The organism is Aurantimonas sp. C2-5-R2 (assembly GCF_036549495.1).
GTDB lineage: Bacteria > Pseudomonadota > Alphaproteobacteria > Rhizobiales > Rhizobiaceae > Aurantimonas > Aurantimonas coralicida_A.
Genome location: NZ_JAZHLJ010000042.1, coordinates 1 through 21,500 on the forward strand (window position 1 = coordinate 1; position 21,500 = coordinate 21,500).

At 64.5% G+C, this 21,500-nt stretch carries 23 protein-coding genes; 10 read left to right on the forward strand and 13 right to left on the reverse strand.

Annotated features, from left to right (window positions below):
• Window positions 1–182 precede the first annotated feature (182 nt).
• The 3 genes from VQ044_RS16245 to metX form a co-directional block, all read right to left on the reverse strand.
• Window positions 183–428, reverse strand: coding sequence for a hypothetical protein (locus tag VQ044_RS16245; RefSeq protein ID WP_327648189.1), 246 nt, complete (start codon window positions 426–428; stop codon window positions 183–185).
• A 75-nt stretch (window positions 429–503) separates the two neighbouring features.
• Entirely contained in the window at window positions 504–1,157 is a 654-nt protein-coding gene (gene metW, locus VQ044_RS16250; RefSeq protein WP_327624747.1) for a methionine biosynthesis protein MetW, read from the reverse strand.
• A 2-nt stretch (window positions 1,158–1,159) separates the two neighbouring features.
• Complete coding sequence (gene metX, locus VQ044_RS16255; protein ID WP_327624748.1) at window positions 1,160–2,341, reverse strand: homoserine O-acetyltransferase MetX; 1,182 nt, start codon at window positions 2,339–2,341, stop codon at window positions 1,160–1,162.
• A 200-nt stretch (window positions 2,342–2,541) separates the two neighbouring features.
• Between metX and pheA the strand changes: the two genes are divergently transcribed.
• The 3 genes from pheA to VQ044_RS16270 all read left to right on the forward strand — a co-directional run bounded on the left by pheA (window position 2,542) and on the right by VQ044_RS16270 (window position 5,471).
• The gene (pheA, locus tag VQ044_RS16260; RefSeq protein ID WP_327648191.1) at window positions 2,542–3,339 is read left to right on the forward strand and encodes a chorismate mutase; all 798 of its coding nucleotides are present in this window, start codon (window positions 2,542–2,544) and stop codon (window positions 3,337–3,339) included.
• 96 nt (window positions 3,340–3,435) lie between these two features.
• Window positions 3,436–4,533: a histidinol-phosphate transaminase gene (hisC, locus tag VQ044_RS16265; protein ID WP_327648192.1), complete on the forward strand. Its 1,098-nt coding sequence runs from the start codon at window positions 3,436–3,438 to the stop codon at window positions 4,531–4,533.
• A complete protein-coding gene (locus tag VQ044_RS16270; RefSeq protein ID WP_327648193.1) occupies window positions 4,530–5,471 on the forward strand; it encodes a prephenate/arogenate dehydrogenase family protein in 942 nt (313 codons plus the stop codon). Before hisC ends, VQ044_RS16270 begins: the two co-directional genes overlap by 4 nt.
• Before the next feature lie 158 nt (window positions 5,472–5,629).
• Here VQ044_RS16270 and VQ044_RS16275 read toward each other — a convergent pair whose 3' ends face one another.
• The 5 genes from VQ044_RS16275 to VQ044_RS16295 all read right to left on the reverse strand — a co-directional run bounded on the left by VQ044_RS16275 (window position 5,630) and on the right by VQ044_RS16295 (window position 13,560).
• On the reverse strand, window positions 5,630–7,012 hold the full coding sequence (locus tag VQ044_RS16275; protein ID WP_327648194.1) for a hypothetical protein: 1,383 nt from the start codon (window positions 7,010–7,012) through the stop codon (window positions 5,630–5,632).
• A gap of 10 nt (window positions 7,013–7,022) precedes the next feature.
• Entirely contained in the window at window positions 7,023–7,859 is an 837-nt protein-coding gene (locus tag VQ044_RS16280; RefSeq protein WP_327651089.1) for a hypothetical protein, read from the reverse strand.
• A 324-nt stretch (window positions 7,860–8,183) separates the two neighbouring features.
• Window positions 8,184–10,943, reverse strand: a complete 2,760-nt coding sequence (locus VQ044_RS16285; RefSeq protein ID WP_327648199.1) for an EAL domain-containing protein — start codon at window positions 10,941–10,943, stop codon at window positions 8,184–8,186.
• A gap of 329 nt (window positions 10,944–11,272) precedes the next feature.
• Window positions 11,273–12,295 carry a FecR family protein gene (locus VQ044_RS16290; RefSeq protein ID WP_327648201.1) on the reverse strand — a complete coding sequence of 341 codons (1,023 nt, stop codon included), beginning with the start codon at window positions 12,293–12,295 and terminating at the stop codon, window positions 11,273–11,275.
• Between the two features lie 233 nt (window positions 12,296–12,528).
• A complete protein-coding gene (locus VQ044_RS16295; protein WP_327648202.1) occupies window positions 12,529–13,560 on the reverse strand; it encodes a DUF2125 domain-containing protein in 1,032 nt (343 codons plus the stop codon).
• Window positions 13,561–13,620: 60 nt separating this feature from the next.
• On the opposite strand from VQ044_RS16295, the gene VQ044_RS16300 reads away from it, so the two are divergent.
• Entirely contained in the window at window positions 13,621–14,133 is a 513-nt protein-coding gene (locus tag VQ044_RS16300) for a gamma-glutamylcyclotransferase (protein WP_327648204.1), read from the forward strand.
• 28 nt (window positions 14,134–14,161) lie between these two features.
• On the opposite strand, the gene VQ044_RS16305 is transcribed toward VQ044_RS16300, so the two are convergent.
• The 4 genes from VQ044_RS16305 to ftsE all read right to left on the reverse strand — a co-directional run bounded on the left by VQ044_RS16305 (window position 14,162) and on the right by ftsE (window position 17,521).
• A complete protein-coding gene (locus VQ044_RS16305; protein WP_327648205.1) occupies window positions 14,162–14,926 on the reverse strand; it encodes a lysophospholipid acyltransferase family protein in 765 nt (254 codons plus the stop codon).
• 150 nt (window positions 14,927–15,076) lie between these two features.
• Complete coding sequence (locus VQ044_RS16310) at window positions 15,077–15,697, reverse strand: YdcF family protein (protein WP_327648206.1); 621 nt, start codon at window positions 15,695–15,697, stop codon at window positions 15,077–15,079.
• Window positions 15,698–15,879: 182 nt separating this feature from the next.
• The gene (locus tag VQ044_RS16315) at window positions 15,880–16,869 is read right to left on the reverse strand and encodes a cell division protein FtsX (RefSeq protein WP_327651088.1); all 990 of its coding nucleotides are present in this window, start codon (window positions 16,867–16,869) and stop codon (window positions 15,880–15,882) included.
• Window positions 16,862–17,521 carry a cell division ATP-binding protein FtsE gene (gene ftsE, locus VQ044_RS16320; RefSeq protein ID WP_327624763.1) on the reverse strand — a complete coding sequence of 220 codons (660 nt, stop codon included), beginning with the start codon at window positions 17,519–17,521 and terminating at the stop codon, window positions 16,862–16,864. Before ftsE ends, VQ044_RS16315 begins: the two co-directional genes overlap by 8 nt.
• Before the next feature lie 164 nt (window positions 17,522–17,685).
• On the opposite strand from ftsE, the gene VQ044_RS16325 reads away from it, so the two are divergent.
• The 3 genes from VQ044_RS16325 (at window position 17,686) to VQ044_RS16335 (ending at window position 19,564) form a co-directional block, all read left to right on the forward strand.
• A complete protein-coding gene (locus tag VQ044_RS16325) occupies window positions 17,686–18,483 on the forward strand; it encodes a hypothetical protein (protein ID WP_327648207.1) in 798 nt (265 codons plus the stop codon).
• A complete protein-coding gene (hpt, locus tag VQ044_RS16330) occupies window positions 18,480–19,016 on the forward strand; it encodes a hypoxanthine phosphoribosyltransferase (RefSeq protein WP_327648209.1) in 537 nt (178 codons plus the stop codon). The genes VQ044_RS16325 and hpt overlap by 4 nt, the downstream gene beginning before the upstream one ends.
• 116 nt (window positions 19,017–19,132) lie before the next feature.
• Window positions 19,133–19,564 carry a response regulator gene (locus VQ044_RS16335; RefSeq protein WP_327648211.1) on the forward strand — a complete coding sequence of 144 codons (432 nt, stop codon included), beginning with the start codon at window positions 19,133–19,135 and terminating at the stop codon, window positions 19,562–19,564.
• Between the two features lie 24 nt (window positions 19,565–19,588).
• Here VQ044_RS16335 and VQ044_RS16340 read toward each other — a convergent pair whose 3' ends face one another.
• Window positions 19,589–20,038, reverse strand: a complete 450-nt coding sequence (locus tag VQ044_RS16340) for a MarR family winged helix-turn-helix transcriptional regulator (protein ID WP_327648213.1) — start codon at window positions 20,036–20,038, stop codon at window positions 19,589–19,591.
• Window positions 20,039–20,135: 97 nt separating this feature from the next.
• On the opposite strand from VQ044_RS16340, the gene VQ044_RS16345 reads away from it, so the two are divergent.
• The 3 genes from VQ044_RS16345 to VQ044_RS16355 are packed head-to-tail and all read left to right on the forward strand — an operon-like array spanning window position 20,136 to window position 21,485.
• Window positions 20,136–20,522, forward strand: a complete 387-nt coding sequence (locus tag VQ044_RS16345) for a VOC family protein (RefSeq protein ID WP_442872936.1) — start codon at window positions 20,136–20,138, stop codon at window positions 20,520–20,522.
• Window positions 20,519–20,989: a VOC family protein gene (locus VQ044_RS16350; RefSeq protein ID WP_327648216.1), complete on the forward strand. Its 471-nt coding sequence runs from the start codon at window positions 20,519–20,521 to the stop codon at window positions 20,987–20,989. Before VQ044_RS16345 ends, VQ044_RS16350 begins: the two co-directional genes overlap by 4 nt.
• Window positions 20,990–21,002: 13 nt before the next feature.
• Window positions 21,003–21,485, forward strand: coding sequence for a VOC family protein (locus tag VQ044_RS16355; protein ID WP_327648218.1), 483 nt, complete (start codon window positions 21,003–21,005; stop codon window positions 21,483–21,485).
• Window positions 21,486–21,500: the final 15 nt, after the last annotated feature.

The following is a 21,500-nucleotide window of genomic DNA, read 5'->3' on the forward strand; positions in this document are numbered from 1 at the left end:
CACGACTGCGCCGACCGCAGCGGGGTTATATTCGGGAGAGTGGCAGCACCCTACATGTTGTGGGTATGGGCGTTAAGCGGATAGGCACGGATCCACCATCGCCCGTGGCAATGAGCCGTGGAAACGGGAAGTCTTCATCGCGCACCGGAGGCGAAGGGGTGTTCGCTACTTCGATTATCTTCTCAAGAATCGATTTGAAAGATTCCCGGACGCTTGGCATGTGTCCTCAACTTTCTTGGTAGTCCACAGTATCGTGGACCAAAAATCAACAGTCGCAGCGCTTCAACACACCATGGGATACCCCCCGCTTCATTCCACGCACAGCTATGTTTGTCATCCAAATCATGAACGGCGCTTTTCAGAGCTTCATGAAAGAGAATTTCCGATTCTGTTTCACGAATGATGATTTCCGACAGCAGCTTACCCAAATCCCACGCCGAAAGCTGCCTGCCCGCTTTCCACCCAAAGTATCCGTCAAGCACAGGACCACACCTCATCCCCCCTCACCGCCTGAGCACAAACACCGCCTGCTGGCCGAACAGGTTCCAGAACGCCCAGGGCATCTTCATGCCCATCTTCTGGCCGGTGGCATTGATCGCCATCGCCAGCTCGACCTCGGCGCCGATCTCGTCGGCCAGCGCGACGAAATCCCGGATCGTGCAGAAATGGATGTTCGGCGTGTCGTACCAGGAATGCGTCAGGTTCCGCGTCACCGGCATCCGGCCGCGCAGCCCCAGCGACAGGCGGATCGACCAATGGCCGAAATTCGGGAACGACACGATCGCCCGCTCGCCGATCCTTAAGAGTTCGGTCAGGACGGTTTTCGGATTGCGGGTCGCCTGGATGGTCTGGGAGAGGATAACGAAGTCGAAGGCGGCGTCCGGATAATGGATGAGATCGCGGTCGGCATCGCCCTGAATGACCGACAGGCCGCGCGCCACGCATTCGTTGACGCCGGCCTGGCTCAGCTCGACGCCGCGCCCGTCGACCTGGCGACGCGCTTCGAGCAGCGACAGAAGCGCGCCGTCGCCGCAGCCGACATCGAGCACCCGGCTTCCCGGCGTGACGAGGCCGGCGATCAGTTCCAGATCGATACGGGTCGACGCGTTGGCCGTGACGGTCTCGCTGGTGGCGACGGGGGTGTCCAGAACCGCCATCGTCAAAGCCCCCTTGCCCGCGCCGCCGACGAGACGAACCCGTCGATCGCCGCGAAGAATTCCGGCTCGTCGAGGAGGAAGGCGTCGTGGCCCCGGTCGGTCTCGATCTCGACGAAGGACACCGACGCGGCAGCGGCGTTGAGCGCGTGGACGACCGCGCGGTTCTCCTCGGTCGGAAACAGCCAGTCCGACGAGAACGACACCAGACAGAAGCGCGTCGTCGCGTCGCGGAACGCCTCGGCGAGGCTGCCGCCGTAATCCGCCGCGATGTCGAAATAGTCCATCGAGCGGGTCATGTAGAGATAGGAATTGGCGTCGAAGCGGTCGACGAAGGTCATCCCCTGATGCCTGAGATAGCTCTCGATCTGGAAATCGGCGTCGAAGCCGAAACCGAACGACTCGCGGTCCTGCAGATTGCGTCCGAATTTGCGGTGCAGCGCCGTCTCCGACAGATACGTCACATGCGCCGCCATCCGCGCGACGGCGAGCCCCTTGTGCGGCCGCTTGCCGACCGCGTAGTAGCGCCCGCCATGCCAGTCGGGATCGGCCATCACCGCCTGCCGCCCGACCTCGTGAAAGGCGATGTTCTGGGACGAGTGGCGCGCGCCGGTGGCGATCGGCAGGGCGGCGAAGACCTTCTCCGGATAGCTGACCGTCCATTGCAGCACCTGCATGCCGCCCATCGAGCCGCCGATGACGGCGAACAGCGTGTCGATGCCAAGCCGCTCGACCAGCATCGCCTGCGCCCGCACCATGTCGGGGATGGTGATCACCGGCAGGTCGAGACCGTAGGGCTCGCCCGTCGCCGGATCGATCGAGGCCGGACCGGTCGAGCCCATGCAGCCGCCGATGACGTTCGAGCAGATGACGAAATATTTCGACGTGTCGATCGGCTTGCCCGCGCCGATGATCGAGGTCCACCAGCCCGGCTTGCCGGTCACCGGCGACTGGCTGGCGACGTAGTGGTCGCCGGTCAGCGCGTGACAGACGAGGATGGCGTTCGTCTTGTCGGCGTTGAGCGTGCCATAGGTGTTGTAGGCGATCTGGAACGGCGCCAGTTCCCGGCCGGCATCCAGACGCAGCGGCTCGTCCGCGCCGAAATGGGCGACGGGACTCGACGGATGGTTCGCCTCGCGGCTGCCGGCCGCGTATTCCAGATCTTCGGTCGAGGCTTCGACGCTCATGTCCATCCCGCTTTATGATTCGCGCCGGCCGGCACGGCTTGGTGTCGTGGCGACCGGCGGTGTTCGGGTTAAAGGCACAGATACGCATTCGCGCCCGCTGCGGCAATCGTCGCGCCGACCGGCGTGCGAAACACGGCGCTTTGCCAAGCGAACGAAGGGCCGGTAGAAGCACTGCGCAGGACCACAGGGAGTTCGAACGCATGAGCGGAACCGTCACCGCCGACCCATCGCGGCTCGCGGAACTGAGAGCGAAGATCGACGCCATCGACGAATCCGTGCATCGGCTGCTGATGCAGCGCGCCAGCGTCATCGACGAATTGATCGAGGTGAAGGGGACGGCGAAGAACGGCGCGGCCTTCCGCCCCGGCCGGGAGGCCGACATGATGCGCCGGCTGGCCAAGCGCCACGAGGGGCATCTGCCGCTGACCGCGATGGAGCATCTGTGGCGCGAGATCATCTCCACCTTCACCGCCCTGCAGGCCCCGTTCGAGGTCGTCATCGCCGGTGACGGCGACCGCGTCGCCAGCGCCGAGACGGCGCGGTTCTATTTCGGCTTTTCGGTTCCCTTGTCGATCGCCGCGTCGAGCCAGGCGGTGGTCGCTTGCATCGAGGCCGGCGGCGACAAGCTCGGCATCTTGCCGATCGGCGCGACCGGCCATCCGTGGTGGCAGGGGCTCGGCTCGGCCCAGATCGTCGCGCGGCTGCCCTTCTTCGACGAACCGGATCGGCCGGCGGCAACGCCCGCGCTGGTCATCGCCCCGCCCTTGGCTGATCCGGTGTCGCCGGAGATCGCCTGTTTTTCCGTCGATGGGCTGACGGCGATGCCGGAGATACCGGACGGCCTGACGATCATCGCCGAGGCGCCCTACGGGGCCGACCGCTTCAGCGTCCTCGTCGCGACCGAAAAAGACCAAGCTTCGGTGGCCGCGGCATTGGGTCCCGGCCTCGACATCCGGCCGATCGGGGGCTATGCGGCCCCGTGCCGGTCCCTATCCTGATGCGCCTGTCGTGGCGCGACGGCGTCGCGATCGGCCAGCAATCAACAGCGCCCGCAATCACCAGCGCCCACAGTCACCAGCGAAAGTACACGGACGATGAGACCCGTTCCGAATAAGGGCGTCCTCGACATCGAGGCCTATGTGCCGGGCAAGAGCAAAGCGCCGGCCGGCGTGACGCTCCACAAGCTCTCCTCCAACGAGACGCCGCTGGGCGCCTCGCCGGCGGCGCGTGAGGCGGCGCTGGCGGCCTTCGCGCATCCCGAGCTCTACCCCGACGGACAGGCCAGCGAGCTGAAGTGCGCCATCGCCGAGGTGCATGGCCTCAACCCGCAAAACATCCTCTGCGGCAACGGCTCGGACGAGCTGCTGGGGCTTTTGTGCCAGTGCTATCTCGCGCCGGGCGACGAGGCGATCCACACCGAGCACGGCTTTCTGGTCTACCGCATCCAGATCCTGGCGCGCGGGGCGACGCCCGTCGTCGCCCCGGAAACGAACGTCACCGCCGACGTCGACGCGATCCTTGCGCGGGTGACCGAGCGCACCAAGCTGGTTTTTCTCGCCAACCCGAACAACCCGACCGGCACCTACCTGCCCTTCGAGGAAGTCCAGCGGCTGCATGCCGGCTTGCCGGGCAACGTCGTCCTCGTCCTCGACGCGGCCTATGCCGAATATGTCCGGCGCAACGATTACGGCGCCGGCATCGAGCTGGTGTCGTCGTCCGAGAACGTCGTGATGACCCGCACCTTCTCCAAGATCTACGGCCTCGCCGGTTTGCGGATCGGCTGGCTGTACGGGCCGGAAGCGATCGTCGACGCGCTGGACCGGGTGCGCGGGCCGTTCAATCTGAACGCCGCGGCCATTGCCGCCGGCGCGGCGGCGGTTCGCGACCGCGGCTTCATCGAAAAAGCCGCCGACCACAACGCCCGCTGGCTGGAATGGACCACCGACGCGCTGGAAGGCCTTGGCCTGACCGTGACACCGAGCGTCGGCAATTTCGCCCTGGTCCACTTTTCCGACGCGCCGGGCCGCACGGCGGCGGAGGCCGACGATTTCTTGAGCGCGCGCGGCTTCATCCTGCGCCGGGTTGGCGGATACGGTTTCCCGAACGCGCTGCGCATGACCATCGGCACCGAGGAAGCCAATCGCGGCGTCGTCGCGGCGCTCGGCGAGTTTCTCGGCAAGGGGCAGTCATGAGCGAGCCGCTATTTGAGCGCGTCGCGCTAATCGGCATCGGCCTGATCGGCTCGTCGATCGCCCACAATATTCGCGCCCACGGCCTCGCCCGGCATATCGCCATCACTACGCGGCGGGCCGAAACGCTGAAACGGGCCGAAGAACTGAAGCTCGGCGACAGCTACCATCTCGACGCCGCCGAAGCGGTGCGCGGCGCCGACCTCGTCATCCTGTGCGTTCCGGTTGGCTCCTGCGGAGCGGTGACCAAGGAGATCGCAGGGTCGCTCGAGCCCGGCGCGATCGTTTCCGACGTCGGCTCGGTCAAAGGCGCGGTGGTTCAGCAGATGCGCCCGCATTTGCCAGAGACCGTGTATTTCGTGCCGGCGCATCCGATCGCCGGCACCGAGCAGTCCGGCCCCGACGCGGGCTTCCGCGAACTCTTCGAGAACCGCTGGTGCATCCTGACGCCGCCCGACGGCACCGACGCCGAGGCGATCGACCGGCTGAAGCGCTTCTGGGAAGGCTGCGGCTCGACCGTCGAAATCATGACGCCGGACCACCACGATCTGGTGCTCGCCATCGTCAGCCATGTGCCGCATCTGATCGCCTACAACATCGTCGGCACGGCCGCCGATCTGGAGACGGTGACCCAGCAGGAAGTGGTGAAATTCTCGGCCTCCGGCTTTCGCGATTTTACCCGCATCGCCGCGTCCGATCCGACCATGTGGCGGGACGTGTTCCTGACCAACCGCGAGGCCGTGCTGGAAATGCTGGCGCGGTTTTCGGAGGATCTGGCCTCGCTGCAACGGGCGATCCGCTGGGGCGACGGCGACACGCTGTTCGAGCTGTTCACCCGCACCCGCGACATTCGCCGCGGCATCATCGAGGCCGGCCAGGACACCGCCGAGGTGGATTTCGGCCGCGAGCACGGCAAGCACGAGACGGGGACGACGGAGTAGACGCATCCTTTGAGACGCCGCTCGACGACGGCTTGGTGGTTGCGGCGACTCGGCTGGATGCTCTCGGCATGAGGGCCGCGGATGGCGCGCCGACCTGGCTTCGTCGCATCTTCGGCTCGGGCTCTGCACCCCCAGGATCACGGAAGCATTGAAAGATCCTACGGCCAGGCGAAGAGATCCAGAAAATCGCAATTTCGCCGTGCCATCATCAACCCAATGATCAACGCTATGACCCCGGCAATCAGCGCACCGATCAGCAGGAACCACAAGGTGAACCAGCTGACCGCCCACGCAATGACACATCCAAGCGCGCACCAACCGAACATCCATCCGAGAATGCGCATGCGCCGGCACCAGCTGACATTGCAGACCCAAGTGTAAACCGCTAAAGCCGCAACAACAGCGACAAGCGCTATGCCGAGCGCCACCCATAGCGCCGTCGACGCCGGGAACAACGTGAACGACGCGATCCACAGGCCGATGAAGGCGAGGACCGCGAGCATCAACAGCAGGTACAACCAGCCGCAGAGGCTTGGCCATACCCAATCGTCGTCGTCATCATCGTTCGGCGGATTCTCGACCGGCGGCTCCTCGACCGGAGGGTCTTCGGCGTCATCTGCGCTCGACAATGTCACCGTGCCCGAGACCGCCGGGCAGCATCCGTTGTCATCCACCGTCACGAGGATGGTCAGCGAGGCGCCATTGCCCATGAGCGTGTAATTCGCGGTGACCCCCGAACCGACCTGAAACGACCCGTTTGCGTCCTGAAAATTATAGATGTTTCCGGACGCGACCGGGGATGTCACCGTCACCTGATAGGTTCCGCTTGCCAGCCCGGTTGTGGCAGTGACCAACTGCCCGTCCTTTCGAACCTCGAACACCGCCTGCGTTGAACAATTGCCTTCTTCGCGATCCGGCAACCCGATCGAGCGTGCGATCGGCGGGCAATTCGGGGTGATCACCACGACTGAGAGGCTCGCCGGGGCGGTTCCCGCGGGCAAACTGAATGTCGTCGGATTGGTCGCGGGGAGCGACGAGGCCGTACCGCCCAGATCCAGCGTCCAGAAAATCTGGCTTCCGGCCGGAACGCCGGTTGCCTCGGCGCTGTAAGCGCCAGAGGAGAAGCACGGGACGCCCGGCGAGACCACGACGCCATTGCTGGTCAAGATAATACTGATCGCGTTGGCATCGGGGCATGGCTGTACCGGGTCATCCTTGCAGACGAGAGCCACCGTGGCTGTCAGCGTGCAGGTCGGATCACTTGCGCAGGTCAACGTGACCGTCACACGGTCGCCGCACTGGATGTCATGCCCATTGTCGAAAGACGCAATCACCAGGCGCGTCGGCGTACCATTGAAATCGCTGATGTTCGCGCCGGGTTGTACGGTCGTCTCGAATACCAGATTATTGGAATTGTCGAACACCTGAACGATGACTGAGCCGCAGTCGAGCGTGACCCGGCCAGAAGCCGTGATCGAACCCGGTATGCCCTGAGCATTGAGGGCATCACCGCTGGCCTGAATGTCGAAAAACTCGCACATGGCTATGCCCCTAGGGTGACCACATCGCGGAATACAACGCGCCCGGGCGTGGTGCGCCGCGGCTTTCCGCGGTTTGCTGGCCGATGGAGAAGCGGTGGGGCGCGCCGAACAGACGGAACTCCTCGATCACCGTGCCCCAGGTGTAGAAGGGCGTCATCGCGGCCGAATTGATGGCATGCCCCACCTCGTGCGATGACACATTGGCTCCCAGGAACGGGCCGGGAGCAAACGCAGGTCCCACATAGGTGAACACGGCAACGTTGAAGGCCGTCACCGGAGCGGGCGCGCGCGACTCGATGATGCCGGAGGTGAGATCAAGCCTGATGCCCGCAGCCGTGCCCGTGAATAGGGTGATCGCACGGAAAATCAGGAAGATCAGAAAGCCGATCAGGTTCCCAAGCCAATGTACGGGCAACAGCCAGCTCATCCACGAGATCACTCCCTGGAAGAACGTGTTTCGCCGGATTGCCGTGACGAGAGACAGGATTGGCAGGAACGACAAGATCGCAAGGATCAGGACCGGCGGAATCGCCAAGAATGGACTGAGAATGGCGAAATTGACGATCGTTGCCGTGCCATGCCCGAAGCCGCGGAAGAAGTTCTGGGTTCCGGTAGGCGGGATCGGGTTTGCCGCCGGTGGTGTACTGGTGGTGCTGGTCAGGCCGGTGGAGGACTGCGCCGGAATGGACAAGAGCCAGAAAACAAGGATGTTGAGGAGATACCAGACAATCGTGGCCAGCCACACAGGCAGAGCGGAAAGCAGCCCGGCAACCGGACCGGCAAGCAGCAGAAATGGCGTCAAGAAACCGGGTACAGCGGCGCCAGGGAATACGATTGCGACAAGCATCGACCCCGAAAATGCGCCGAATAGAAGACCAACCAAGGCCCCTAGTAAAGCCATCGCAGATTTCCTGCCAAAGGGTAAGCGTACGCGCAATCTAATTTTTTTTCAATATAAAGACGGAAATCGACCAATTTTCGGCATGGATTGCTTCATTGCCCCATGAGTTTCGGCTGATTCGGGTCGATTGGTTTTGCCAACCGCAAAATTTGAAAGACAAATCTCCGATTTTTTAATATTCCCTTACGGAAAAGTTTTTGCGCCGGCGGCGTCCGTTCAGGGCGTATCCAACCTGGTCAGCCCGACCCGAACGAATGGCCGCAGCCAGGATCAGCCCGCCGCCGCGAGCATCGTGGGGGTTGCGATGCTGGGGCCCGCCATCATCTCCACGACAGCCGCGCCGTCGATCGGTCTGGCGAACAGATAACCCTGGCCGTCATCGCATCCTGACAGCCGGAGCATTGCCGCCTGCTCAGGCGTTTCGATCCCCTCGGCGATCGTCGGGATGCCCAGACCGTCGGCCAGAGCCATGATCGAATGCACCACGGCGATTGCCCGGTTGCTAGTCAGAATATCCATCACGAAACTTCGGTCGATCTTGATCTTCGAGATCGGAAAGCGGTGGAGATAGCCGAGCGACGAATAACCGGTGCCGAAATCGTCCAGCGCCAAGCTGACCCCGATCGCGAGGAGTTCGTCGAAGATCGCCTTGAGTCCATCGCTCTCCTCGACGAAGGCGGATTCGGTGATTTCCAGTTCGAGCCGCTCCGGCGGCAGACCGGATATATCGAGCGCCTGGCGGACAGCCGCGACCAGATCGCCGGTTTCGAACTGGATCGCGGAGACGTTCACCGCGATCTTGATCGGCAAGGGCCAGCCCTTGGCTTCCCGGCAAGCCGTATCGAGCACCCAGCCGCCCAGTCGATGGATCAGGCCCATTTCCTCGGCGACCGGAATGAAATCAACCGGCGAGACGAAGCCGCGCTCCGGGTGCTGCCAACGCACGAGAGCTTCGGCCCCGACGATTTTCCCGGACGAAAGACAAAATTGCGGCTGGTAGACGAGGCGGAATTCGTTGTTCTCGAAGGCCTGAGTCAAGTCCTCCTCGAGTTTCAGCCGCTCCAGCCGGTCGCCATCCATAAAGGGCTCGAAGGCAACGACCTGCTCGGTGATTGATTGCTTGGCGCGATACAGCGCAACATCGGCGTGGCGCATCAACGAAGTCACCGTCGCCGCCTGGCCATCCCACCAGCTGATCCCGACGCTGGTACCGACGCCGATACGGTGCCCGGACAGGAAAAACGGTTCGCAGATCGCCTCTACCAGCGAAGCCGCCAGGAATCGTGCGGTTTGAAGGCTCGCCGCCGGGACGACGGCGGTGAACTCGTCACCGCCGGTCCTGGCGATCAGCAAGGCCGCGACCAGTGTTTCCTGGGCGCGACGCGCGGTCTCCTTAAGCACCTCATCGCCAATTGCATGGCCGAGCGCGTCATTGACGGCCTTGAAACGATCGAGATCGAAGGACACCAGAGCCACCCCGCCGTCCGGCGTCGGCCCGCTCAAAATGTTCTCCAACGCTTGCTCAAGGGCGCGACGATTGCCCAACCCCGTCAGGCTGTCGTGCAACGCCATGAACCGTATGCGGTCATGCGCCTTCTGACGTTCGGTGATGTCGCGCAGTGTCAGTGTGGCGTAAACGATATCGCCGGAAGTCTCCCCCGACCGATCGGCAAATCCTGACAGCCAGAACGGGACGATCGAATACTCCACCACCCGCTCTGCGCCCGTGGCGAAATGAAGGACGTGCACCGCCGGCTTGCCGGCTCCCTCGCCGCGCTCGAACGCCGCGACGATATCTGCGACATGTTGTCCGATCTGCGCAGGCAACTCGTCCAGCCGGTTTGCGCTCTCAAGGCCGAGCAGCTCCAGAGCTTCGCGATTGATGCGGGTGACTTGCAAACGTTCGTTCAGGATCGCGACGCCGTGAAATCCATCGTCGAGGACGCGTTCGAGCACGCTCTGGCTGTTGGCTGCCTGGGTCCGGGCGATCCAGAGCCGCACGCGACGAAGACCAAATTCACGGAAAAGCACCCAGATGGAACAGGCAGCCAGGAGCACATGGATGGCAGCGGTTTCCAGTACGATCGCATGGCCGTTCTGCAGGTAGAGTGCCAGCATTTCAGCCGTGACGGCAAGATCGACAAGGGCGGCGATCGCATAACGGGAGGACAGACGAATGGCGCAGGCGAACACGATGAATGCCATTCCAGCCAGCACGAACCACGGCGTGGCGAGGAACGTCAACGCCCGCTCCTGAAGCAGGGACTCGGTGGCGAGCGCGATGACCGTCGATCCGGAAACGATGCCGCTGACGGGAACGTCAAAGAGGTCGCGGAGCTCGATCGCACTGGCGCCGACGATCAAGGTTTTTCCCGCGAGCGACTCGGGCGCGACGCGATCCCTCAGAAGATCGACATAGGAAACGCGCGGCAGTCGCTCGGCGGAAATCGCATAATCGATCCCGAACAGGCCCGTCCCAGCCTCGCGGTCAGCCAGCAGGGAGGGCATCGAGGTCAGGGTTTCCCCGTTGGCGTCGATAGCGAAAGGAAACCGTCTGACCTGCCCGTCGCCATCCACAGGGACGTTGACGCCGGCCGGCCAGGAATTTTGCAAAAAAAGCTCGATCGGAAACGAAGCGCGCACCGCCATGCCAGCCGCCGTATCGGCCTGGACGAAGGATGCGAGGAAGGTCTCTATTCTGGTCTCGGCGAGGGCCGCGGCGAAGGCCCGGTCCTGTTCCGGCGTCGATACGGTGCTGAAATCGATGTCGAACGCGACGCGGGCCGCGCCGGCCCGCTCCGCTGCCCGCAAGAGATCGCCGTGTAATCGCCGCGGCCAGGGCCAAACGCCGATTTCGGCAAGGCTTCGGGCATCGATGTCGACCAGGACGACATCGCCGGTCGGCGCAATCGACTGTGTCTGGAAGCGCAATTCGGCAAGACGATCGTCCACCGTTCGCAAGAACCCGGAAAGGCTCGCAAAGACTATCGCCGCGGCGACGAAGAGCCCCCCCGCCGTGCGCCGCAGCACCGCAGGATTCCGCTTAGAGTCCGTTTCGAAACTCACTGCGGCGGGTTCAAAGGCCCCTCGGATGGTCGCTCCGCAATGACATGATACCCGATTTCCGCGGGTTTGGGCGTCCCGGGTGAACCATGGAGGCTGGTCTTGGCAGGGTTTCGAAACGGCCTCTAANGATGGTCGCTCCGCAATGACATGATACCCGATTTCCGCGGGTTTGGGCGTCCCGGGTGAACCATGGAGGCTGGTCTTGGCAGGGTTTCGAAACGGCCTCTTACCGATGGGTGAAAACCAGGCCATACGCGTCCTTGCAAGAGGCCACCAGGGCGATGTGGCGGAGCTTATTTCTTGCCATTGCCGCCGCCGTTACCGCTGCCATTGCCACCGCCGTTTCCACCGCCATTGCCGCCACCGTTACCGCCACCGTTTCCGCCGCTGTTGCCGCCACCGTTGCCACCACCATTGCCGCCGCCGTTACCGCCACTATTGCCGCCGCCGTTGCCGCCACCGTTTCCACCGCCGTTGCCGCCGCCGTTGCCGCCACCATTGCCGTCGCCGTTACCGCCACTATTGCCACCGCCGTTGCCGCCACCGTTTCCGCCGCCGTTACCACCGCCGTTGCCGCCACTATTCCCCCGGGCACCTGAGCGGGCTTCGGCACTGTTTCCCCTGGCCTCGCCATTTTCCCTGCCGTTGCTCTTGTTTGTGTCCGACTTTGGCCCGGTCCGTCCGCCGGCCTTGAAATCAGCCAGGTCGCGACCGAGAGGAGCCACGGCGGAGGGGGCGGGCTTGCCCGGCCGCACACCGGGAGCGTTCTGTCCCGCGGTCTCCAATCCCGCGCTGGATGCGGCAACGCTGGCCGACTGTCCTGCTCCGATCGCCGCCTTTTCACCGCTGCGCAAATCGCTCACCTGAACCAGTCCGCTCGACACATCGATGCTGGTGGTGGATTTGGAGACATCGACAGTGAATGTCGTGCCCTTGACGACAGCCGCTATATACGGCGTTTCGACGAGGAAATGCGGCCGCCGGCGCTTCTCGACGTCGAACTTGATGCTGCCCACCTGCTGGATGACGCGGGTCTTGCGGTTGGAGCGGGAGGGCGCCACGACCGCGACGGTGCCAGGCGCCAGCGACATGACGTTGTTATCGCCCACAAGCCGCACCCGGCCGTTCCGCGACGTCTCGACGGTGACACCCTCGGGGACCGCCATATCCACGCTGAGCCGCACGGGGTCTTTGCCGACTTCGAGGGCCCAGGCTCGTCCCGAAATCCGATCGACGACCCATTCGCCAGCGAACGAACTCTGGACAGGAGCCAGAGAGAGAAGGCCAAGCAGAAACAGAAAACCAAAATGACGCATGAGAACACCCGCTGGCGAGAAAGATCAGGCTTATTATGCAGCGGCAGGCATTACGGGGGCATGAATCCCCAGAGCAAACAAACGGTGAAACAATCGCTTAAATATATCGCCAGCTCATCAAACGCGAAGCGGCCCTGCACGGCCGGGCGACCCCGCTTCCGAAATTGCTATTCGGCGGCGCCATACGACATTTGCGGCGACGGAAGATGCTGCCTCGCGGCGGTCGGTTCGCCTCACCGTATCGCCGGCACCTGACCCAGCGGAATCACGCCGGCCGAGAGGTTGCCGTCGCGCAGGCTGAGCGTGACGATGTTGCGGCCATTGTCCTGCCGGCCGACGAAGCCAATCGCCGAGGCGAGCGATTGGGCGACGGACTGAAGCTGCGGCGCTGCTTCGGCGACCAGCGCCGCGATCCGCTGGGGGTCGGCGACGGCGAGCTCGAAATCGCCGGACAGAATCCCGTCCGTCGCGACCATGAAATCGCCCGACAGTTCGGCGCTGGCGTCACCGAGATCGAGCTTCAGCGAGCGGAGCGTGCCGGCGCGGCCCGCAAGCGCCTCGCCAAGCGTGTGCCCATCCATATGACCGGCGAGCCAGTCGGCGGCACCGGTGATCGTCAGGTCGGCGCTGGCGTCGAATACCGGCAGGGCGGGCGCGTCCGGCGCGAGGACGCGCCCGTCCGCACTGGAGACGGCAATGTCAAGATCGTCGGCGCGGCGGCGCGCATGCGCCTCGAACCGGTCGGCCTCGAACAGCGGCAGACGACCGGCTGCCGGCTGCGCCAACGCCACCACCGGCCGGTCGGCGACCAACGCGACCTGGTCCATTCCATCGCTCCAGAAGCTGGCGCTCGCCTGTGCCAGTTGCCAGCGAATGTCGAGCGGCGGCGTCTGCTGCGCATCGACGATCAACGGGCTGTCGAGTTCCGCCACGACGCGATTTGGCCGGTAGATCTGGGCGGCGGTTCGAAGCGCCCCGGCGGTGGCGCGCAAGCCCTGTCCGCGCGCGTCGCCCGGCGCCTCGATGGTGACTGCGTCGCAGCGGAGGCCGAGTCGGAACGGATAGCCAAAAACGGTGCGCCCTGGGCAGCCGATCTCGGTGCCTTGCACGCGGGCGTCCGCGATGACCTGCGTGACCTGCGCCTCGAGCTGACCGGCGAGGTAGTACCAGGCGCCGCTGAGGCCGCCGGCGAGAAGCAGCGCCACCACGCCGACCCAGACATAGGCTTGTCTCGCTCTCGAAGTCTTGTCGCTTGACGCCGCCATGCCATTACCCTTTTTGAGCCCCGGTCGGGATGAACTGACGGACGGGGCATTTTGAGGGCAATGGACGATTTCTGGGTGTTTGGCTACGGCTCGCTGATCTGGCGGCCAGGCTTCGAATTCGAGGAGCGGGTCAAGGCGCGGCTGGCCGGCTATCACCGCTCGCTCTGCGTGCGCTCCTTCGTGCATCGGGGCACACCCGAGCGGCCGGGCCTGGTCTTCGGCCTCGACCGGGGTGGCTCCTGCGTCGGCATGGCATTCCGCGTCAGGGGAGCGACGCGGGAGGCGGTGGTCGATTATCTGCGGGCGCGCGAGCTCGTCACCCATGTCTATCGGGAGCAGACCCTGCCGGTGCGTCTCACCGACGGGCGCAATATGCGCGCTCTGACCTATGTCGTCGATCGCGACCACAGCCAATATGCCGGCCGCATGACGCCCGAGCATGCCGCCACGCTGGTCCGCCGCTCGCACGGTCAGTCCGGCGCCAATGTCGACTACGTGACCAGTGCGCTCGACCATATTCGCGAGATGGGGTTGCGGGACCGCTGGCTGGAAGACGTCGTGGCCCGGCTATAAGGGGCTAGGGCGGCAGGCGCTGAGCACGTCAGGTGCCCAGGCGGGATGGCTCCGGCGGCGGATAGCCGTCACGGTGTTGGGCTTCGGCCAGGAGGTCGTCGGACCGGGTCTCGATCGCGTGACGGAGCCGGTCGAGAAAATCGACTCGTGTCAGGCCCGGCTCGATAGGCTCCAGAATATCCGCCCGAATCGTCCCCGGACGGCGGATGAACTGGCGGCGCGGCCAATACAGGCCGGAATTCAGCGCCACCGGCACGACGGGCAGTTGCAACGCCTCGTAAAGGCGGAACACGCCTTGGCGATAGTCGGCCTCGGCGCCCGGCGCAGTCCGGGTGCCTTCCGGGAAAATGACGATCTGGCGACCCTCCGCCACGGCCTTTTCGGCGCCTTCAATCATCGAGGCGACGGCCCCCCCGCGGCGTGCCCGGTCGACCGGGATCATCGCCATGCGCTTGAGGTACCAGCCGAAGAACGGGATCGCGAGCAGTTCCTTCTTGAGGATGAAGGTCGGCCGGTCGAGATCGGGCAAAAGCGCGAAGACGTCCCAGAACGATTGGTGCTTCGCCGCGATAATCGCCGCCTCGAACGGAACGTTCCGCTTGCCGGTAATCGACGCGCCGATGCCGGCGACATGTTCGAGCAGCCAGAGGCTGGACCGCGCCCAGTTCTTGACGATCCCCCAGGCCTTCTCCTCGGAGATCACGAAGAAGACAGGCGAGAAGAGCAGCAATTGGCCGACGAGGTTGAGATAGAACAACACGTTGAAGACGAGCGAGCGCAGCATGGTCATCAAAGGGATCGCTCCGGCGGCAATCGGTGAGGGCGCGCGACGCAACCGGCGCCGCTGGACATCGCCGGAGGCTTTACGCCGTCGACATCAGAAAATCGAGAGACGCGCCCCGATCGCGGACGATCCAGGTGCGCGACGATGGCCATTTCCCCTTCAGGGATCGATGCGCGCAAATTGGGTGGAAACCGCGTCGGGCTGACCGAGGCCGAGGATGAAGCTGGCCCGGGCTGCTACCAGTTTGATATATTCGGTGACCAGGACCCGCGCGCCGACGCCGTTCGGCAACTGGTTGGCGCGCCACAGATCATTGCGCCTGACGGCGTAAGGGGTAACCGAGCGCAGCGTATCGATGCGCGCGAACTCGCGCAGCGAGCGCGGCATATGATAGTCGCTGGTCACCAGGATCAGATCCTGGAAGCCGTGTTCGCGGGCCCATCGGCTGGCAATCTCGGCATTGCCCACGGTCGTCAGCGCTGCACGGTCGATGTCGACGCAGCAGTCGAACCAGGAGGGATCGGTGCCGGTCATGCGCGCCAGCGTCTTGGCACTGGTGTCCGGATTGACGCCGCTGATGAGAAGACGCCGGCCACGGCCTTGCCTGAGCAGGTCGATCGCCTGATCGATCCGAAGCGCGCCGCCGGTCAAGACCACGATACCGTCGGCGGGTTCGACCGGTCCGGGGCGCGACAGCAGGCTGACCTCCTCGGTAAAACGCAGGAACCCACCGGCCAGATATCCCACGCCCATCGCGAACAAGGCGGCGAACGTTAGCATGACACGCCGCCGGCCAGGGGAACGCCGCATGCGCCGTGATAGCCGGACGCCGCCGGCTTCCACCTCGGGAGACCAAGCCGCCATTGTCATCTTACGATTGTCGTCCCTGAATGCGGCATCGTGTAGGCAAACCTTTGTCGGCGGCGTTCCGCAGAGCTTGTGACAACATGGTTAACGACATCTTACCGCTCCACCGGCGAAAGCATGTCGATCGCCGCCAGATGGCGCATGACCGTCAGGCGAGACGTAAACGCGGTCAATCCCCCGACGGTTGCAATCAGCACGACGACCCCGACATACCCCATCCAGCCAATGGAAAACGACCCGAACAGCGCGCTGATCTGGTCGGCCTCTGGAGTTGCGCGGTTGCTTGTCGTCCACATCCCCATGGCGGCGAAAAGGACCAGGGCCACCGCCCCGCCAGCCACCGCCCCGACGAGCCCGAGGCGGAGGAAATGCCGCTCGAACTCGCCTGCGATGAAGGACGACCGGGCGCCGACGAAATGCAGCACCTCGATGATCTGGCGATTGCCCGACATCGCGCCGCGGGTGGCAAAAACGACGGTGAGCACCGTTGCGATCAGGACCAGCGTCAGCACCGCGACGCCAACGAAGACTGTCGCCCGCGCCATGGTGACGAGGCGCGACACCCACGCCCGGTGATCATCGAGCTCGGCCGCGGGAACCGCAGCGCGCAGCCGCGTCGCCAGCGCGAAGAAATCCGGCGGCGCGTCCTCGTCGATGGTGATGATCACGAGGCGCGGCACCGGCAGATCGTCGATATTGAGACCTTCTCCCAGCCACGGCTCCAAGAGCCGCGCGGTCGCGGCATCATCGAGGATCGTCGCATCGGCGATACCCGGCGTCGCCAGCGCCAGATCGCGAATGGCGACAAGCGTCGCCGCCATGTCGAGGCCCTCTTCCGGCTTCACCTGAACGGTGATCTCGCGAGAAATGTCGTTCTGCCATTGGGAGGCGGTGTCTGAGACGAGGGTGACGGCGCCGACCGTGAGGCTGGCGAGAAACGTCATGATGGCGATCACCGTCATCAGCGCCCGTCCGGCGACGTTCGCCGGCGGCACGATCGGGGTTTGGTGCTCGCGGCCCGGCCGCCCGGCGAGGCGCGCGACGAATGCGCGAAAATCCACCCATCGTTCCGTCAATTCAATCATAGATGTCCAGACGGCCGTCGGAGAGAACCAGGCGGCGGGCGGAGACCTGCTCCATCAGGTCGAGGTCGTGCGTGGCGATGACCACCGCCGTCCCGGTTCGGTTGAGTTCGAGAAAGAGCCGCAGCAACCGGCGGGCCAGCGGTGGATCGACATTGCCGGTCGGCTCGTCGGCCAACAGGATGTCCGGCTGGTCGATCAGCGCGCGGGCAATCGCGGCGCGCTGCTTTTCGCCGCCCGACAGAACCACCGGCGATGCATTCAGCCGCTCGCCCAGGCCGACCCATTTGATCAGGTCGATGACGTCCTGCCGATAAGAGGCCTCGTCCTTGCCGCGCACGCGCAGCGGCAGCGCCACGTTCTCGTAGGTGGTCAGATGCTCGAGCAGGCGGAAATCCTGGAAGACGACCCCGATCCGCCGCCTAATCGACGGCAGGTCCTTGCGCGCCAGCGTGGAGGCGTCGCGGCCGAGAACCGTGATCAGGCCGCGGGTGGGCTTGAGCGCGAGAAACAGCATGCGCAAAAGGCTGGTCTTGCCCGCCCCGGACGGGCCCGTCAGGAACTGGAAAGACTGCCGCTTGACCTCGAAGGAGAGGTCGCGAAGCACCTCCGGCCCCATATCGTATCGCAGCCCGACATTTTCGAACCGAATCACGTCGGAGCGCTCCCATCTCGTCGTTGTCGTCCGCCCAGAATGCGTGCGACTGTGTTGTTTGTTGGTCGCGCAAACGTCAACCCCGCACCGCGAACGGCGTGGCTTCACGGTTTGTTAAGCATGATTCCTTACCGGTTCCTAAACAAGGCAAAACAGAGGATGCGATGACCGAGTTTGGCGGCACATCCCAGGCAACGGCGGGCCGAACGCCGGCGGGACGACGAAGCGCGCTTTCCGGCAAGATCGCCGGTCCGCTCATCGATGGAACGGCCGAGGTGACGACCCGCCGGACGCTGCAAAAGTCCGCCGCGGAGATCGAGGCGGCGCGCCGCGGTCTGACGATCGAGCCCGACGACGCCGAGCCATCGCCGGCGCGGGCGTTTTTCGGACAGCGCGGCACGCGGGCATTCCGCGGCGAGACCGGATTCTCCGGCCCGCGCGACTTAGCACCCGACCTCTTCTCCCAAGCCTTCGCGCCCTCCCATTTCGTCTCCCCAGCCCCGTCCGAAGCGGCGGAGCGATCGATCCTGGCCCGCGCCCGTGCCATGCGATTCCGCAACGCAGCCCTGGTCGTCAGCGGATTTCTGATCGGCCTTTTCGCCGTTCCCGCGCTGCTGTTGTCCACCCCGCGATCTCCGATCGCCGCGCCTTTGGCCGATTCGAGCCTTTCCGGCCTCCTGCTCCGTGACATCGAGGCGAATATCGCGCCGCGCGGCGACGGCGCCGTTCTTTCGGTTGCCGGGATCGTGGCCAACGAAACGGCGACGGCGGCGCTGCTTCCGCCGCTCCGCATCGTGCTGACCGGGCCGGGGGGCGATCTTCTCACCAAGCCGCTCAGGGCCGGCATCGAACGGCTGGCTCCCGGCCAGTCGGTGCGCTTCGTCTCGACCTTGGCGGTTCCCGCAGGCATGGCGGGCGACGTCAGCGTCCGCTTCGACGACGTAGGAAAGCCGCGCCCATGATCACCGTCCGGGGCAAGCAGATCGCGACCCTGTTCGACCAGGATCGGATCGCGGCGGAAGTCGCGCGCGTCGCCGACGACATCGCGGCGACGCCGTCGACGGACCTTCTAGTGATTTCGGTACTGAAGGGCTCGTTCGTGTTCGCCGCCGACCTGATCCGCGCGCTGCACCACGCCGGCCTGGCGCCCGAAGTCGAGTTCATCACGCTGTCCAGCTATGGCGCGGGCACCGAGGGCGGCGAGGTGCGGGTGCTGCGCGATATCGAAAGCGCCGTCGAGGGCCGCACCGTCCTTCTCATCGACGACATCCTGGAATCGGGGCGGACGGTCAAATTCGCCCGCGACCTGATGCGCTCGCGCGGCGCCAAGGAGGTCAAGATCGCCGTCCTCCTCGACAAGCGAATGCGGCGCAAGGCCGACATCGAGGCCGATTATGTCGGCTTCGACTGCCCCGACCATTTCGTCGTCGGCTATGGCATGGATGTCGGGCACGCCTTTCGCGAGCTGCCATTCGTCGGCCGCGTCGTCGAATAATCCACAGGCGACGAAACCATTCGTCAGCGATTGGTATGTACTGGTCAGCTACACGTCAGTTTTGACATCTACTGGCATAAGGTGGTTTTGCGTATGGTCAAAGCAGGAGGCTTTGAGTGGCACGAATTCTGATCGCGGAAGACGATCCGAGTGTTCGCGTGCTGGTGTCGCGGGCCCTCGGGCTCGAGGGCCACGAGGTAACCGTCGCCGAAGATGGCGAACTGGCGCTCGATATCCTGGTCGAATGCGACGGCGATTTCGATTTCGTCCTGTCCGACATCCGAATGCCGGCGATGACCGGAATCGAACTCGCGCACGAGATCGGCGCCTCCTGGCCCGATCTGCCGGTGCTGTTGATGACCGGCTACGCCGAGCAGAAGGAAGCCGCGGACGATCTCGCGGCGATCATCGAGGGCGTTGTTGAAAAGCCGTTCTCGATCGTCGAGATCCGCCGCGAAGTCGGGCGTATCCTGGCGGAACGCGAAGCCGCGAAACAATCGGACGAAACCGAGAACGCGGGCAACCTGTCGATCCGCCGCTGCGCCTGACCACAGATCCCGCGCCGACAGGTCTCAACCTGGAAACGTCAGCGCGAGAAGGTCGCCGCGCAGAGCCGCATCGTCCCGACCGCCGAGCAGGCTATCGACATCGTCATGGGTGGCCCGCCAGATCGGCACCGCCTCGACGAGCAGATCGCGGCCAGCCTCGGTCAGCGTGAGGCGGCGGCTGCGCTTGTCCTTCGTGTCGGGCAGGATCGTCAAAAGCCCCCGCCGCTCGAGCGGCTTCAGATTCGCCGTCAGCGTCGTGCGATCCATCGCCAGCAAGGCCGCGACGTCGCCGATGCGCGGCGGCTCCGGTCGGTTGAGGGAGACAAGCAGCGAATATTGACCATTGGTCAGACCCACCGGTTTCAACGCCTCGTCGAAGCGGCGTCCGATCGCCCGCGCCGCGCGCTGCAGATGCAGACACAGGCAGCGGTCGCGGACTTCGTGGGTCGTGGCGAGGGGCAAATCGTCGCGCATGGTTCTCATATTAGGTTGACATCAACGTTCTTGTCCACTTAGTATTCCGGACCACCACAAGATGGAGCCCGGTTCGTCCATGAACGTCTATATCAATTTGCCCGTCGCCGACCTTGATCGATCGCGTCGCTTTTTCAGCGTGCTCGGTTTCGATTTCAACGATCAGTTCAGCGACGCCACCGCGCTCGCCATGCGGATCAGCGATACCTGCTTCGCCATGCTGCTGACGCACGAGAAGTTCGCCAGCTTCACGCCCAGGCGGATCGCCGATGCCCGCGAGACCAGCGAAGTCCTGACCGCGCTGCAGTTGGAAAGCCGCGAGGCGGTCGACCGGCTGACGGACATGGCGCTCGCGAACGGCGGCGGCGTGGTGCGCGATGCCGAGGACCACGGCTTCATGTACGGCCGCGCATTCGCCGACCCCGACGGCCATATCTGGGAGCTGTTCTGGATGAATGCAGAGGCCATGGGAGGCGACAAATGAGCGACAAGCCGAAGGTGCGCACCTGCCTGTTGTTCGACGGCCGGGGCGAAGACGCGGCGAAGTTCTATGTCTCGCTGCTGCCCGACAGCCGGATCGAGGACATCGTGCGCCCCGGCCCGGACGGCCCGGCGCTGGTGGTTGAATTCACCCTCGCCGGTGCACCTTACATGACGCTGAATGCCGGGCCGCAATTCCAGCATACGCCGGCCGCGTCGATCTCCGTTCTCACCGCAGACCAGGCTGAAACGGATCGGCTCTGGGATGCGCTGCTTGAGGGCGGCGGTAGCGCGGGGCACTGCGCCTGGCTCACCGACAAATTCGGCGTTTCCTGGCAGATCGTGCCGGACGCCGTTCCGCGGCTGCTGGGCGCGGACGACAAGGCCGCCGCCATGCGGGCGCGTGATGCCATGATGACGATGGGAAAGATCGATATCGCCGCGCTGGAAGCGGCATTTGAAAACGCGTGAAGGAGGAAGAAAGATGAGCAACAACCCCAAATCCGCTGCCGAGCTCGCCGCGTTGTCCGGCATGCACGCGGTCAGCCCGCACCTCGTCTGCCGGGGTGCTGCCGACGCCATCGCCTTCTACGAGAGGGCGTTCGGCGCGACGAAGCTGATGGTCCTGCCCGGACCGGACGGCAAGATCATGCATGGCTGCGTCTCGATCAACGGTTCGTCGGTCATGCTCGTCGATGAAAACCCCGAATACGGGCTGAAATCGCCCAAGCTGCTCGGCGGCAGTCCGGTGACCATGCACCTCATCGTCGACGACGCGGACGCCGTGACCGCCAAGGCCGTCGCCGCTGGTGCGACCGTGGTGATGCCCGTTGCCGACATGTTCTGGGGCGACCGCTACGGCGTCGTCGAGGACCCGTTCGGGCATCGCTGGTCCATCGCCACCCCCACGCGCGAACCGATGACCGAAGCAGAGCTGCGGGACGCCGCCAAAAGCGCCTTCGCCTGAACCACACCAAACCGG

Bases quoted from the DNA above. Each gene is read 5' to 3' on its own strand.
- VQ044_RS16300 (WP_327648204.1), top strand. From the start codon at position 13,621: ATGGACGATTTCTGGGTGTTTGGCTACGGCTCGCTGATCTGGCGGCCA.
- hisC (WP_327648192.1), top strand. From the start codon at position 3,436: ATGAGACCCGTTCCGAATAAGGGCGTCCTCGACATCGAGGCCTATGTG.
- hpt (WP_327648209.1), top strand. From the start codon at position 18,480: ATGATCACCGTCCGGGGCAAGCAGATCGCGACCCTGTTCGACCAGGAT.
- metX (WP_327624748.1), bottom strand. From the start codon at position 2,341: ATGAGCGTCGAAGCCTCGACCGAAGATCTGGAATACGCGGCCGGCAGC.
- VQ044_RS16275 (WP_327648194.1), bottom strand. From the start codon at position 7,012: ATGTGCGAGTTTTTCGACATTCAGGCCAGCGGTGATGCCCTCAATGCT.
- VQ044_RS16340 (WP_327648213.1), bottom strand. From the start codon at position 20,038: ATGCGCGACGATTTGCCCCTCGCCACGACCCACGAAGTCCGCGACCGC.
- pheA (WP_327648191.1), top strand. From the start codon at position 2,542: ATGAGCGGAACCGTCACCGCCGACCCATCGCGGCTCGCGGAACTGAGA.
- VQ044_RS16270 (WP_327648193.1), top strand. From the start codon at position 4,530: ATGAGCGAGCCGCTATTTGAGCGCGTCGCGCTAATCGGCATCGGCCTG.
- VQ044_RS16295 (WP_327648202.1), bottom strand. From the start codon at position 13,560: ATGGCGGCGTCAAGCGACAAGACTTCGAGAGCGAGACAAGCCTATGTC.
- metW (WP_327624747.1), bottom strand. From the start codon at position 1,157: ATGGCGGTTCTGGACACCCCCGTCGCCACCAGCGAGACCGTCACGGCC.
- VQ044_RS16325 (WP_327648207.1), top strand. From the start codon at position 17,686: ATGACCGAGTTTGGCGGCACATCCCAGGCAACGGCGGGCCGAACGCCG.
- VQ044_RS16310 (WP_327648206.1), bottom strand. From the start codon at position 15,697: ATGCTAACGTTCGCCGCCTTGTTCGCGATGGGCGTGGGATATCTGGCC.
- VQ044_RS16355 (WP_327648218.1), top strand. From the start codon at position 21,003: ATGAGCAACAACCCCAAATCCGCTGCCGAGCTCGCCGCGTTGTCCGGC.
- VQ044_RS16315 (WP_327651088.1), bottom strand. From the start codon at position 16,869: ATGATTGAATTGACGGAACGATGGGTGGATTTTCGCGCATTCGTCGCG.
- VQ044_RS16350 (WP_327648216.1), top strand. From the start codon at position 20,519: ATGAGCGACAAGCCGAAGGTGCGCACCTGCCTGTTGTTCGACGGCCGG.
- VQ044_RS16290 (WP_327648201.1), bottom strand. From the start codon at position 12,295: ATGCGTCATTTTGGTTTTCTGTTTCTGCTTGGCCTTCTCTCTCTGGCT.
- VQ044_RS16280 (WP_327651089.1), bottom strand. From the start codon at position 7,859: ATGCTTGTCGCAATCGTATTCCCTGGCGCCGCTGTACCCGGTTTCTTG.